The organism is Rhizobium sp. T1470, from assembly GCF_042140505.1.
Classification (GTDB): domain Bacteria; phylum Pseudomonadota; class Alphaproteobacteria; order Rhizobiales; family Rhizobiaceae; genus Rhizobium; species Rhizobium favelukesii.
Map to the genome: position 1 here is coordinate 1,474,976 of NZ_CP148092.1, position 13,787 is coordinate 1,488,762.

Consider the following 13,787-nt stretch of genomic DNA (forward strand, 5'->3'; position numbering starts at 1 on the left):
AAATCGAAAATGCGTTGGTTTGTCGGAAAAGCTCTGACCGGAGAGCATGTTGCGTAGAGCAAAGGCTCTGCACCGGTTGCGCGCCCATCGTCCGATCACACAAAACCTTTAGCGGATTCGAGTCCTCATGACCTTGAAGGCCACGACAGCGGTCTGCGCTCTGCGCCGCAATCGGCGATCACGTCGCCGCAGCGAAGATCCTGTCCCAGGACGTCTGCGGAGGGAAAACCTCGCCGAGAAACGCGACAAAACCTTTTACAGTGGGATTTCCCCGACGGCTCTCCGGCCAGAGCGCCGTGATGTTGTAGCGGTCTATGGCGTACTCTTTGAGAACAGGAACAAGTTCACCGCGCTCCAGATAGGGCGCTGCGATGTATGTCGGCGAAATTCCGATACCGCCACCCGCGACCAGGATCGCAGCAACCGCGTCGCTGTTGTCGACCACAATCGTAGCGTTGGGAACGATCTCGAGGACACGGCCACCGACTTTGAACGGCCAGCGCAAAGTCTGACCAGAACTCTGGTACCTGAAATTCACGCATTCATGTTGGTCGAGATCTTCAGGCCGCTCTGGTTTGCCGTGGCGGCTGATGTAATCAGGCGAGGCGAAGGCGCATATCCGGTTCGGCGCGAGCTTCCTTGCAATCAATCGACTGTCTGCAGGCTCGCCGACGCGGATGGCCACATCGATACCTTCTTCAATGAGATCGGTGAACCTGTCGCCCAGCCTCAGGTCAACGGAGACCTTGGGGAAGCGTTCCCGGAAGCGGGGCAACGCCGGCGCGATCAGATGCGCTCCTATAGGCAACGGAGCCGTGACCTTCATCACGCCGGCCGGTTCGGCACGCGCCGCTACAGCCGCCTGTTCGATCTCTTCGGCCTCTCGCAGGAGACGAAGGGCGCGCTCGTGCAAGTCGCGGCCCTCGGGAGTCAGTGTCAACGACCGAGTCGTGCGGCTGAAAAGGCTGATGCCGAGATGCTCTTCCAACCTCTGGACACTCTTGCTTATCGCCGAAGGCGACACCGAGAGCGAACGCGCGGCGGCAGTGTAGCTGCCGAGCGATGCTGACCGCGCGAAAGCGATGATGCCAGTGAGTCTGTCAATTCCGATTTGTTCCGCCATGGCACTATTAAAACGAGTTTCGGGCCAATTATCAATCCGAGAGATTGGAATTAGTTTTTACTCATCGGAGCTGAGAGACAGCCCGACAACAAAGGAGAGAAGAAATGAACCAGACTGTTACGATCCCTGCGGGAGCCCTGACTTCCTCGCTTGAAGGCAAGAATGTTGTGATCTTCGGCGGCACTTCGGGTATCGGCCTCGCTGCCGCTATCCAGGCAAAAGCTGCCGGTGCGAAGGTCACGGTTATCGGCAACGATCGCCAACGTGCACAACAGGCCGCGTCCGAAAACGGCCTTGACGACTGGCGCGCGGCTGACGTGACCAAGCCTGAAAGCATCGCTGAAGCAGTCGCTACCATCGATCGGGTCGACCACCTCGTACTTCTGGCAGGCACTTTCGTCGCCGGAAAAGTATTGGAAGCTGACGTCTCCTACCTCAAGCGCGCATTCGACGAACGCATCTGGGCGGCCGTCCACACGCTTCGCGCTCTCGGCGACAAGCTTGCCGAAGACGCGTCCATCACACTGATCTCGGGTGCCCTCGCAGACTGCCCGAACGCCTACGGTACTGCAATCCTTGCCTCCGCTTCCGCGGCAATGGAAGCCTTTGGCCGTGGACTTGCACTCGAACTGGCACCGCGCCGTGTGAATACTCTCTCGCCTGGGCCGATTGACACCCCGATCCTTTCCAAGGCTCTCGGCGACGGTCGCGACTCCTACGTGGCATCGCTCAAGCAAACGCTGCCGCTTCACCGCCTCGGTACTGCCGAAGAGGCCGGCGCTGCCGTTGTCTTCTTGATGGCAAACGGATGGATGAACGGTGCCGTTCTGAACATTGACGGAGGATCGCGCCTCGTTTGAGGCGCGTATCCAATACTCATCTAAGGAATATGAAGATGCCCAGTTTGTTCGATCCCATTGAACTCGGTGCTATCAAGGCTCCAAACCGTATCCTGATGGCTCCGATGACCCGCGCACGCGGTACAAGAAGTCATATCCCTACACCGATCATGGTGGACTATTACGCCCAGCGTGCGTCTGCCGGCCTGATCATCAGCGAAGCGATCGGCATCAATCAGCTTGGCCTCGGATGGCCCTTCGCAACCGGCCTTTGGCTTCCGGAACAGATCGCTGGTTGGCGGAAAGTGACCGACGCGGTTCATGAAAACGGCGGGCGTATCATCGCGCAGCTCTGGCAGATGGGACGCGTTGTGCACCCGAGTTTCCTAGACGGAGACAAGGCAGTATCCGCGTCGGCCACTACCGCTCCAAGTTTGGCTCATACATACGACGGCAAGCAACCGTATGAGGAAGCCAGGGCTCTCAGCATCGACGAAATCGCGAAGATCGTTCAGCATTTTCGTGATGGAGCCAAGAACGCGATGGAAGCCGGCTTTGACGGCGTGCAGTTGCATGCGGCGAACGGTTACCTCATCGACCAGTTCCTGCGAGATAGCTCGAACCTCCGCGACGACAAATACGGCGGATCGGTCGAGAACCGCCTACGCTTCCTTGTCGAAACGACGCAGGCCGTCGCGGACACGATCGGCGCGGACCGCACCGGTGTACGTTTGTCACCGAATGGTGAAACCCAAGGCGTGACTGACTCCGATCCGTTGCCTGTCTTCACCGCCGCCGCAGAAGCATTGTCTTCGATCGGCATCGCGCACCTGGAATTGCGCGAACCTCCGATCAACGGCACTTTCGGCGTTGGCGACATGGACCCGCTCGCTCGCGAGCTTCGTGGTGCCTTCAAAGGCCCACTGATCCTGAACTCGGACTTCGACATGGCACGGGCTCAGGCCGATCTCGATGCCGGCATTGGTGACGCGGTTGCCTTCGGACGTCCGTTCATCGCCAACCCGGATCTGCCGTACCGCCTCGCGGAAGGTATTCCTCTCGCTGAGGACGACCGCGACACCTGGTTTACTCAGGGACCCAAGGGCTACATTGACTACCCCGCTGCCGACAAGGCAGTCGCGAAGTCGGCATAGGTGGCACCATGAGCACCGTGGCCGAAAGAGCGCCACTGCAAGCGACGGCATCCTGGCTAGGGGTGTCGTCACTTGCGATCGGATCGTTCGCTCTCGTTACTTCTGAGTTTTTGCCTGTCGGGCTGCTCCCTGATATCGCGGACAGCCTCGATATCACTACGGGACAGGCTGGCCTTCTGATGACGATCCCGGGTCTGGTCGCAGCGGCGGCAGCTCCGCTCAGCATCGCCTTCATGGGACATATCGATCGCCGACGCGTCCTGCTGTTCCTCCTCGTGGCGCTTGCGACATCGAACGTGCTGGCGGCACTCGCTACATCGCTGACCATGATATTGGCGGGCCGCGTCCTGCTCGGTTTGTCGGTAGGAGCGTTTTGGACAATCGCTGGTTCACTTGGGCCGCGACTACGGCCGGGGCGCGAAGGGATCAAAGCCAACGCGATTATCCTCTCCGGTATCTCGTTTGGTACCGTAGCCGGCGTTCCTGCGGGTGCTGTCATCGGTGATCTGTTCGACTGGCGGGTGTCCTTTTGGGCGGGTTCGTTGCTTGCCGCTATCTCGTTCCTAGCGGTCGCGACGCTTCTTCCCTCGCTGCCCGCAACGAACAAAAGAGGAGTGCGGGGAATGCCTGCGCTCTTGCTTCGTCCAAAAGCACGCGTCGGTCTAATGGCCGCACTGACGATCTTCGTCGGACACTTCGCGGCGTATACCTTCGTCACTCCGTTTCTCAACGAACGGTCAGCGATATCCGGCCCGCTGCTGAGCGTTCTTCTCTTGGCAAACGGCGTAGCGGGCTTCGTTGGAAACATTTTCGGAGGCTGGGTTTCCAGCAAGAAGGTCAACGTGTCAGTAATCGTTGCCGCGGCACTTATCGGTGGCTCGGCCCTGGCGCTCCTTCTTCTAGGGGAGGCTCCCTCCGTTGCGTTCCTTGCCGTAACCATATGGGGCCTCGGATTTGGCATGGTGCCGATTGCGATGCAGTCGTTCCTGCAGAGCGCAGCCAAGGACGCCCTCGAGGACATGCAAGCCATGTTCGTCTCGGTCGGCCAGATCGCGATAGGTATGGGGTCGTTTGTCGGCGGTTCGATTGTCGACGGTGCTGGGCTCGGCGGCGCGATGTTATTTGGCAGCTTGGCCGCGCTCGCTACCGTCATTCTTATGATGATGCGGTCTGCTCGCAGTTCGGGCTGACGAGTTAGCCTTGGGCAGGACGCCGTCCATCTCTCCTGGGCGGAAGAATGCCTTGTGGGACGCGATCGTTTTGGACGGGCGATCGCGTCTCGCCTATGAACTCGGGACTGTGGGGCTTACACACCAGTCCGCCGAAGGCGGGGGACGTCCGCGTTCATACGTGCGTATAGTTTCCAACGCAGATGCGCCATGCCACGAGTACGAACTGCCTTTATCGCGAGCCAAAGGGAACCTCCATGTCAAAAAAGCGTCCTCACGGGATTAAGGAATACAACGCTCCGGCAGGCGGGTGGGGCGCATTGGAGGCCGTCGCCAAAACCCTCAAGCAACAACAGATCATCGCCCAAGGCACTGCGACGCTCCTCAAGGCGAACCAGCCCGACGGCTTCGACTGCCCTGGATGCGCGTGGCCCGATCCTAAACACACATCGGCTTTTGAGTTCTGCGAGAACGGAGCGAAGGCGATAACCTGGGAATCAACGGTCCAGCGTGCTGGACCAGATTTCTTCGAAAAGCGTACTGTTAGCGAGCTTTGGCACTGGAGCGACCACGATCTCGAGAACGCGGGTCGGCTGACGGTCCCCATGATCTATAACGCGAACACCGATAAATATGAGACTATTGAGTGGTCGACTGCCTTCAGACTGATCGGTGATGCTCTCAACTCTCTAGAGCGGCCAGACCAGGCGGAATTCTACACGTCCGGTCGCGCGTCTAACGAGGCTGCCTTCCTGTACCAGCTTTTTGTCCGCGCTTACGGGACGAACAATTTCCCGGACTGCTCGAACATGTGTCACGAGGCGACGTCGGTCGGTCTTCCGACGTCGATTGGCGTCGGGAAGGGCACTGTCACCCTTGAAGACTTCGACCACGCGGATGCCATCTTCAGCTTCGGGCACAACCCTGGAACCAATCACCCGCGAATGATGACCACTCTTCACGAGGCGTCGCGGCGAGGATGCCCTATCGTTGTCTTCAATCCTCTCAAGGAGCGGGCGCTCGAGCGTTTCGCGGCTCCACAGAACCCGATCGAAATGGCGACATTCGGTTCGACCGATATCGCGTCGTCCTACTACCAAGTTCGCGCCGGCGGTGACCTGGCTGCCCTCAAAGGTCTAATGAAGTCGGTCTTCGAGAAAGACGCTGCCGACATCGCGAACGGCGGGCAGGGTGTCCTCGACCGAGCCTTTATCGCCGAACATACCGAGGGCTCCGATGCTCTGCGTGTCGATGTCGAGAACACATCGTGGAGCGATATCGTCCAGGTATCTGGACTGACCCGGGAGGACATCGAAAGCGCTGCCGATATCTACATCAACTCGAAGAACGTCATCCTGTGCTACGGCATGGGCATTACCCAGCACAGCAACGGCACCGCTAACGTCCAGCAGCTTGCCAATTTCCTGATGCTTAGGGGCAACATGGGTCGCCAGGGAGCAGGGATATGCCCGTTGCGGGGCCATTCCAATGTGCAAGGTGACCGGACCGTCGGGATTACGGAGATTCCGAGCAAAGCCCTCGTGGACGGCATTGAGCGTGCATTCGGCTTCCGCCCCAAACAAGACAAGGGCCACAATGCGGTGGAGACCATCGAGGCCATAGCTGACGGCCATTCGAAGGCGTTGGTCTGCCTGGGAGGAAACCTCGCGGTGGCGATGTCCGACCCTGAGCACGTGTTCGCAGCCATGAGAAAGCTGGATCTAGCCGTCCACATCGCAACGAAACTAAACCGATCCCATCTTCTGACGGCAAAGACAACGCTTGTATTGCCCTGCTTGGGGAGGACTGACGCTGACATGCAAGAGTCCGGGGTGCAGTCGGTGACTGTCGAGGACTCGATGTCCATGGTTCACGCTTCAAGAGGGTTTCTCAAGCCGCCCAGCGAGGTTCTCAAATCCGAACCGGCGATCATCGCGGGCATCGCTATGGCTACTCTTGGCGATCGGTACGGTATCGACTGGAAAGGCATGATCGCAAACTACGATCGCATCCGCGACAAGATCGAAAGCGTCTTTCCGATCTTCAAGGACTTCAATAGCCGGGTCCGGCAGCCGGGCGGCTTCAGGCTCGAGGTTCCAGCGTCGCATCGGGTTTGGGCGACGGCAAGGGGCAAGGCACAGTTTCTGATCGCACCGGGAGTGGATGAAGACCCCGTTCTTGCCGACAGCTCGATGCTGGTACTAACCACGCTCAGGAGCCACGGGCAGTACAATACGACCGTTTACAACATGGACGACCGCTACAGAGGCGTGTTCGGTCGCCGCGATATACTTTTCATGAACAAGGAGGATCTGGCGGCAAGGGGGCTCTCAGAAGGGGATACAATCTTGATCGAAACGGGCCTGGGTGGCGATGATGCCCGGGAGGTGTCCGGCTTTACCGCAATCGAGTATCCGATACCCCGGGGATCGGTGGCGGGCTACTATCCCGAACTGAATGTCGTGATTCCGCTGTCATACTACGACAAGCTGTCCGGAACCCCTGCCTACAAAGGCGTGCCCGTTAAGGTGAAAGCGGCCTAGTTCCGACTTGACCGCTCGCGCTCGAGCCAGTGTTCTACCTCGTATGAGTCGCGCGAAAGCAGACGAATGTGTGCTTCGTGACCGATCGGCAAGGTGGCGACATGGGAATGATCACAAAAATCGATGCTGCTCGCCGGCAGCTTCTAACGGCGATTCACCTTCACTGGTTCTTCGTTGAACCGATTGCCGTTGACCAGCTTGCCGCTAACGCTTCGGAGATTTGCGACAGCATTCTAAAAAAACCGGCGGCACGAGGATTAAACAGCACGTATCAGAACTGAATGGTTGGCCCGTTAAAGAAATCAACGGGCTCGCATGGATCAACTCGTCGATCGCGTCGGAAAGGTGGAGGGAAATGTAGCTGCCGTTCAGGAAGACATCTCTGAAATGCGTCCGGTCACGGATGACGTCAAGCGTTGGAAGCTGATGGGTCTGGGTGCGATCGGCGTTATTGGCATCGGAAGCATGGCGCTTGGTGTCACATTTGCCGACGTCAACGTCGCATAGTGGTCGCTGTCTTCGCCCGGTAGGATGGCTACGATCTACACCGAGCCTGTAACGTTTGGGCCTAGGTCAACTGAAGGGAAGCCTTCGGCGAGGTCTGCTGCAACTGCTCTAAAGCTTCCCTTTTTGTCCTGGCTCCCAGCGGCTCAGAACAATCATAGATTACGCCGATCTGCCGGGATCGCTAGTTGGACCAAAGCCCCAAGAGCAAGAAATCGAGGGGAGGTTCAGCAGCTAGGCGTACGCGCAGGGGATCGCTGTCATGAACCTTGCCCCTCAACCCGTCCTGCTTTGACAGGACACCAGGGAGACCTCAGGCGGTTAAGGAGGGTAACCTGAAGTCGTCCCAAGAGTGCCGATGACGGGGATCATTGGCACTACGATGAGTAAATCTAGGATCTCGGTTTCCGTGAACGTCTGCGCGACCACTGGCTGTCCTATCTCGTACGGATTGAGGACTGCGTTGACCTTGGGGAGGAGCGGCATCACGGTGGTTTGAGTTTCCCGATACCTCTTCATTACGACCCCGATTCTTCGAGCGGTTGATACGTTCAATCATGCCGCTGCAAAAAAGAGAGCCCCCGCTGTCGTGGTTGCGAGGGCCGAGTCGAGAGTTGACCTTGAGGGGTTGCAAGTCTCAAGGCCAGTGCTCAACGCTCGACGCTGCGATTCGTTCCCGCTCCATATTGAGCAGGCATGCAACTCGTCAAAATCCTTAGCGGCCGTGCAACTGTTTTAACTTCTCGTAGGTCCCTTCCACCAGCCGAGACGCCTCGCGTGGCGTCGGTGCCCATCCGTGGTGGGGCAAGACGGTCTGTCGCTGCCAGGGTATGTGGTTGATTGCCCAAATCCACTGACCATTTCTTGGGCTGGTGAGATCGAGCAATATCCGTCCGAATTGCGAATCGCCGTCCCACGCGGCAAAATCCTGATGACTTTCACCTGGCCACGTTTCTCGCCTATTTCGGTTGATATTCGGGCATTTGAATTTCGCTATTAGGGCAACAAGCAAACGGCCCGCTGCCGCCGGGGCAAACGGGCCGCAGTGCTAACGAGCACTGGCGCTCTGGGGGATGGCGCCGCGGATAAATGTGGGCCTTTGCGTTGGGCTGCGCTGACTTCCGTGACGAGACGCCGCACTGGCATCGCTGCAGCGAGTTTCTTATCTTCAGTCCATGAAACCAAAGACCTCAATAGCTTTTGGCATAACCGCCTTTATCGGCCTGGTGTGCGTGCTGTTGGCCACAGTTTCCATACTTGGCCATACCGTGGCGCTCCCGCCTGTATAGGGCTGCGCCGCAAAAAGCCCCTGAGGCCAGTTTGGGACGGGATGTGCCGCTTCGCAGAATCGATGGTATAAAGACGGAATGCCAGGACCGCTTGATAACCAAATCCTTGAATACACGGGCCCGTTCGTCGAGTTCATGAGGGAAGACTTCGAGCGTTCGTTCGGGCTGAAAGAGTTTCGCATTCACGTCGGCGTCGACCTTGGTTTTGAGGCTCGCGAATGGGATGACGAACTGGAATTGGCAATCATCCGGCGCTTCGATGCACATTATGACCTTGCCCGCGCGACCTTCGGACTCGCTGGGAGTTTCTTGGATCGTACGTAGAGGCGCAGCTGTAGCCGGAAGCCATCGCGTTCGGGACGTCTGTTTCCACGGTTGCGAAAAAGACCCCGTAAGCGCGCGGGGCAAAGTTTCAGGCTGCTGCCTCGGGGTGGGTCTACCCAAGGCGATAATTCAACTTAAAATCGTCTTCCGGGTTCCGTTCGGCATATATTTTTTCGGCTCATCTAGACGAAAGCGAATCAGTCGCCATTTGGTGATTCTGCCTTGTCAAGGAGTTTCGAGAATGGACCAAGACGTTCCCGTTTTCATCAAGCCGCTGGAAGTCGAGATCGACGGCCACGGGAAATACCGACATGCGGAAACCGTTCAGGATCTCGCGCGGATGCTCCTGAGCAAATGGCCAGGCTCCGAAGGGGAAAAATTCCATAGCGCCCTCATGCGATCCATTGAGGCGATGGAGTGGTATGTCGACGCCGCGACAGCACGCTCAGCTTTTGTCAACGCCGCTCACGAGGCGGGCATGCACGTCCTTCCAGATGATGCAGATGAGATGAAGAAGGCCAGCTAATGGCAAGGGCTCCACGTTCCCAGCCTCTACAGGCTGACGCTCAGCCGCTCCGTTCGCGCGCACGAAAGCCCCGTGACCCTTCCCAGCCTAAACTCCCCCTTGATCCTATGCCGGCTCGCATAGAGCCTTGCCTTGCGCTTCTAAAGCCGCGTCCGCCCATCGGTCCAGATTGGACATATGAGGTGAAATGGGATGGCTATCGAATCGCCGTTCATCTCAACAATGGAAACGTCCGGATCCTCACCCGGGGCGGCCATGATTGGACGCACCGATTTCCCGGGGTCGAGGAGGCGGCCGAAGGGCTTGGAGTCGGCACGGCTATCCTGGATGGCGAGGCCGTTGTGCTCGACGAGGAGGGCAGGCCGGACTTTGGTCGGCTGCAGAATTCGCTCGGTGGGCGCGGGGGCAAGCTGCCGGCCGGCAACGCGATCATGTTTGCCTTTGATCTTCTCTATTTCGACGGTCATGACATCAGGAACATGGAGCTTTCGGCGCGCCGCTACTTTCTCGAATCTTTGTTGCGAAACGAGAAAGGTGCCATTCGGTTGTCGGAAGAGGTCGAGGGCGACGGCCGAGAGATCCTCGCTGCGGCTTGCGAGCACGGCCTCGAAGGTATCATCGCCAAGAACAAGGAAAGCACATACCGTTCCGGCCGCCTAGGTGATTGGGTGAAGGTGAAGTGTGTTCAGAGCGATAGCTTCATCGTCGTCGGCTTCGAGCATTCCATGGTCGCGCGATCGGACATCGGCAGCTTACTGCTCGCTGCTCGTAAGGGGAGCGACTGGGTCTATGTCGGTTCGGTTGGAACTGGCTTCGACGAACGCAGCGCCGAGTACCTGCGGAAGACACTCGATCGGATCAAGCGGAAGACGCCTTCTGTCGACTACAACGGCCGGCGGACGAACCTCGTTTGGGTGCAGCCAACGCTGATCGCGGAGATCGAGTACCGTGCCTGGACGCATGACGGCAAGCTCCGCCACGCGTCCTATAAGGGACTGCGGGAGGTGCAAGGTAATGCCGCAGTATTCGAACTAGAATAGATTGCGTCGGTCAAACAAACCTAAAAAGTACGTTTGCCTCGGTCGCGGCCAAAAGAAATGCCCACTGAGCTTCTTCTTGGGTTACCAAGCCCGCTGCCGTGCCAGCGCAGGCTTCCATCGCCGATATGAACGCTGCGCCGCTGTTTACCGGCCAATCTGAAAACAGCAGATCCAGTGCGTCCTCCGCTGACGCGATAGTGTAGAACGAGTTGTTGCGTTCTACGATTACGATCAGCCACCCCGGTGCTGACACTCGTCCTCCAATCCCCCTGCAAAAATGGTGGATCGCACAGTTAGCCAGCGTTTGACATGAGGGAGAAAAATCCTCACCCGGCGATCCACTCTGTGAACCTCCACAGTGAGGCGTTGTTCCACGCTATTTGCCAGCTGCGGCCGGAAGGCGAAGAAGCAGTAATTCAACTAACTCAGCTGCTGTTAAGTAAGCGCTCATTTCCATGCGCCTTTTCGCGTTGAGTTCTCTGCCGCATGAAGTGTCCACTTGAAATAGGTGGACACCAAATATGAATGACGAAGAGCAGAAGCTGCGTGTGCGGTTGGTGGGGCGTGATGGTCGGCGGCGCTATGATCCAGGATCAAAGGCGCGGCTTGTTACGGCTTGCCTCCAGCCTGGTGTTTCTATATCAGGCCTTGCGCTTGGCCATGGGGTCAATGCCAACCTTCTACGCAAGTGGGTCAAGGAGGCCAGGGAGGCTGGCTTGTCGGCGGTATCTGCAAGCTCGCCGTTTATCCCGGTCGTCGCAGCAGACGGCAGCCTGCCTGTCGGGATGCGCTCGCTGGATATACCGGTCGCGTATGGTGAAGAACAACCGGCATCACTGGAGAAGACGGCCCATCTGTCAGGTTTTTCCAAAATCAGCGCGTTGCTGCCGAACGGCGTGAAGCTTTCGCTGGAATGCGGTGATGTGGATGCGTTGACGGCGATCATCGGAGCTCTGGGTCATGTTCAGACTGGGCGCTGATATCAAGGTTTACCTGCACCGCGAGCCGATCGACTTCCGGGCCGGTATCAACAGCCTTGCGGTCCTGGTGCAGGAGGTGATGGAGCTCGATCCGTTTGCGCCTGCGGTCTTTGCCTTTTGCAATCGCCGCCGTGACCGGATGAAGCTCCTGTTCTTCGATCGGTCCGGTTTTGTGATGGTGCTGAAGCGATTGTCGGAAGACCGGTTCCGATGGCCACGTCGGGAGATGATGGTGGTAACGCTGACGACCGAGCAATTACACTGGATTCTCGACGGCATTGATATCGACGCGATGGTCCGCCATCCGGTTCGGCAATACCAGATCGCCGGCTGACAGTTCTCGACGTCTGCGGTTGACGGGGCGAAACGGTTCAGATTCAAGAATCTGATGATCCGACCCGGCGAACCCACTGTTGAGGAGTTGATGGCGCGCATTGCGGCGCTGCAGGCGGAGAACCGTCAGCTCACGGAACGCGTGGTCAAGCTCGAGGAAGAACTGGTGTTGGCGCGGCTTCATCGTTTTGCGCCGAAAAGCGAAAAGCACGTGGACCGCCTCTTCGATGAAGCCGAGCAGGTTGCCGATGAAGACGACGCCGGCGGAGACAATGGGGAGGTCGTCGACCTGCCGGACACGGGCTTTGCGGCGATCGAGAAGCCAGAGGGCAAGAAACGTGGCCGCAAGCCCCTGCCGGAACATCTGCCGCGCGAGCACGTCGAATATGACCTTGCCGACGACCAGAAGGCCTGTCCTTGCTGCCGTCACCAGATGCATCGCATGGGCGAGGCCGTCACCGAGCAGCTCCACATCGAGGTGAAGGCCAAGGTCCTGCAGAATGTGCGGCTCAAGTATGCCTGCCGCCATTGCGATCGCACCGGGATCAACACGCCTGTTGTCCTTGCGCCAATGCCCGCGCAGCCCTTGCCGGGCAGCATCGCCACGGCCTCGACGCTGGCATTTGCTCTTGTTCACAAATATGTCGATGGTACGCCGCTCTACCGCCTGGCCCAGGCCTTCGAGCGCGCCGGCGTTCCCGTCAGCCGCGGTGCTCTGGGCCATTGGGTGATCGGCTCGAGCGAGAGGCATCTCTCCCGCATCTATGACGCGCTGAAATCGCGGCTCAGGTCTCAAGCCATCATCCATGGCGACGAGACGACGGTCCAGGTGCTGAAGGAAAAGGACAGGGAGGCCACCAGCACATCATTCATGTGGGCGTATCGGAGTGGAGAGGACAGCGACGAGCCGATCGTGCTGCTCGATTATCAACCCGGCCGCGGCCAGATTTATCCGCAGGCCTTCCTCGGCGATTACCACGGCATCCTGATGAGCGATGGCTATTCCGCCTGGCGCACGCTGGCAGGGGCCACCCATCTGGGATGCATGGCGCATTCCAGGCGTCGCTTCGTCGATGCCCTCAAGGCAAGAAAGAAAGGCGGCGGTCCGCCGGAGCAGGCGCTGAAATTCTTCGAGCAGATCTACCGGATTGAAAGCCAGGCGCGCAACGCAAAGCCTGACAAGGGCGAAACGCAAGCCGATTGCATTCGCCGTTTCCGCCAGCAACACAGTGTCCCCATCCTGAATGCTCTCAAGGTATGGCTCAACGACATCGCCCCGAAGGTCTTGCCCGACAGCAAGATCGGCGATGCCGTGTCCTATACCCTAAATCAGTGGGACTACCTGACGCGCTACACAGAAGACGCCAGGATGCCGATCGACAACAACCTACTCGAGCGCGATATCAGAATTTTTGCCACTGGCAGAAAATCCTGGCTGTTCAGCGACACCGTGGACGGAGCGAGGGCCAGTGCCGTCGTCTACAGCCTAATGCTGACCTGCCGAGCTTGCGGCATCGAACCCTTGGCCTACTTGCGCCACGTGCTTACCGAACTGCCGCAGCGCGCAACAGATTCCGACATCACTGATTTGCTGCCCTTCAACTTCGCCAAAACTACCGCTGCCTGATCCGATAGGGCCGTCACAAAGCGACCCACGTCAAATGGGCCACGTCAACGCGCATGGAAATGAGCGCTTACGCTGTTAACGTCGGATATTGCGACAATAGCTCGATGGCAACACCTGCGGCCGTCTGCACCGAAAGGTTGTTGGGGTCAGTTCGGGTCGCTCCGCACCACCCCTGGAGGGAGGCGGTCACAGTTTCAAGTTCGTTGTCGCTGAGATCCACGTTTGTGAGAAAGTTCATTGAACGGCCCCCACCCACGGCAAGAGCGTATGCATCCGAGCAATCACGCGGGATGAAGGCTCGCGCGTGAACTTCAGCCGGGTTATGATCGAGTGATA

At 58.4% G+C, this 13,787-nt stretch carries 13 protein-coding genes and 1 pseudogene; 11 read left to right on the forward strand and 3 right to left on the reverse strand.

The annotated features are described in order from the left end of the window. Positions 1-178 precede the first annotated feature (178 nt). Positions 179-1,123 carry a LysR family transcriptional regulator gene (locus tag WGT02_RS28355; RefSeq protein WP_208247784.1) on the reverse strand — a complete coding sequence of 315 codons (945 nt, stop codon included), beginning with the start codon at positions 1,121-1,123 and terminating at the stop codon, positions 179-181. Positions 1,124-1,227: 104 nt separating this feature from the next. Here WGT02_RS28355 and WGT02_RS28360 point away from each other — a divergent pair, with 104 nt between their 5' ends. From WGT02_RS28360 to WGT02_RS28385, 6 genes and pseudogenes are all read left to right on the forward strand, one after another. After that, positions 1,228-1,983, forward strand: a complete 756-nt coding sequence (locus WGT02_RS28360; protein ID WP_208247786.1) for an SDR family oxidoreductase — start codon at positions 1,228-1,230, stop codon at positions 1,981-1,983. Between the two features lie 35 nt (positions 1,984-2,018). After that, positions 2,019-3,116 (forward strand): alkene reductase, encoded by a 1,098-nt coding sequence (locus WGT02_RS28365; RefSeq protein WP_208247789.1) that lies wholly within the window; start codon positions 2,019-2,021, stop codon positions 3,114-3,116. A gap of 8 nt (positions 3,117-3,124) precedes the next feature. Beyond that, positions 3,125-4,306 (forward strand): MFS transporter, encoded by a 1,182-nt coding sequence (locus tag WGT02_RS28370; RefSeq protein ID WP_208247790.1) that lies wholly within the window; start codon positions 3,125-3,127, stop codon positions 4,304-4,306. A 236-nt stretch (positions 4,307-4,542) separates the two neighbouring features. Beyond that, a complete protein-coding gene (locus WGT02_RS28375) occupies positions 4,543-6,828 on the forward strand; it encodes an FdhF/YdeP family oxidoreductase (protein WP_208247792.1) in 2,286 nt (761 codons plus the stop codon). A gap of 77 nt (positions 6,829-6,905) precedes the next feature. Then, positions 6,906-7,109: a hypothetical protein gene (locus WGT02_RS28380; protein WP_208247794.1), complete on the forward strand. Its 204-nt coding sequence runs from the start codon at positions 6,906-6,908 to the stop codon at positions 7,107-7,109. A gap of 31 nt (positions 7,110-7,140) precedes the next feature. Beyond that, positions 7,141-7,335, forward strand: a pseudogene (locus WGT02_RS28385) (DUF1515 family protein); the annotation flags it as partial. A gap of 1,187 nt (positions 7,336-8,522) precedes the next feature. On the opposite strand, the gene WGT02_RS28390 reads toward WGT02_RS28385, so the two are convergent. Beyond that, the gene (locus tag WGT02_RS28390; RefSeq protein ID WP_339151224.1) at positions 8,523-8,888 is read right to left on the reverse strand and encodes a hypothetical protein; all 366 of its coding nucleotides are present in this window, start codon (positions 8,886-8,888) and stop codon (positions 8,523-8,525) included. A 298-nt stretch (positions 8,889-9,186) separates the two neighbouring features. Between WGT02_RS28390 and WGT02_RS28395 the strand changes: the two genes are divergently transcribed. Then, positions 9,187-9,471 carry a DUF982 domain-containing protein gene (locus WGT02_RS28395; protein WP_208247800.1) on the forward strand — a complete coding sequence of 95 codons (285 nt, stop codon included), beginning with the start codon at positions 9,187-9,189 and terminating at the stop codon, positions 9,469-9,471. After that, positions 9,471-10,511, forward strand: a complete 1,041-nt coding sequence (ligD, locus tag WGT02_RS28400; RefSeq protein WP_208247802.1) for a non-homologous end-joining DNA ligase — start codon at positions 9,471-9,473, stop codon at positions 10,509-10,511. Before WGT02_RS28395 ends, ligD begins: the two co-directional genes overlap by 1 nt. 10 nt (positions 10,512-10,521) lie before the next feature. On the opposite strand, the gene WGT02_RS28405 is transcribed toward ligD, so the two are convergent. Continuing rightward, positions 10,522-10,764: a DUF982 domain-containing protein gene (locus tag WGT02_RS28405; protein WP_208247804.1), complete on the reverse strand. Its 243-nt coding sequence runs from the start codon at positions 10,762-10,764 to the stop codon at positions 10,522-10,524. Positions 10,765-11,032: 268 nt separating this feature from the next. Here WGT02_RS28405 and WGT02_RS28410 point away from each other — a divergent pair, with 268 nt between their 5' ends. From WGT02_RS28410 to WGT02_RS28420, 3 genes are read left to right on the forward strand one after another with little or no spacing between them, the layout of a single operon-like run. After that, positions 11,033-11,491, forward strand: a complete 459-nt coding sequence (locus WGT02_RS28410) for a transposase (protein ID WP_208245161.1) — start codon at positions 11,033-11,035, stop codon at positions 11,489-11,491. Then, entirely contained in the window at positions 11,472-11,825 is a 354-nt protein-coding gene (gene tnpB / locus WGT02_RS28415; protein ID WP_208245162.1) for an IS66 family insertion sequence element accessory protein TnpB, read from the forward strand. The genes WGT02_RS28410 and tnpB overlap by 20 nt, the downstream gene beginning before the upstream one ends. Positions 11,826-11,879: 54 nt before the next feature. Next, entirely contained in the window at positions 11,880-13,451 is a 1,572-nt protein-coding gene (locus tag WGT02_RS28420; RefSeq protein ID WP_208247807.1) for an IS66 family transposase, read from the forward strand. Positions 13,452-13,787 lie beyond the last annotated feature (336 nt).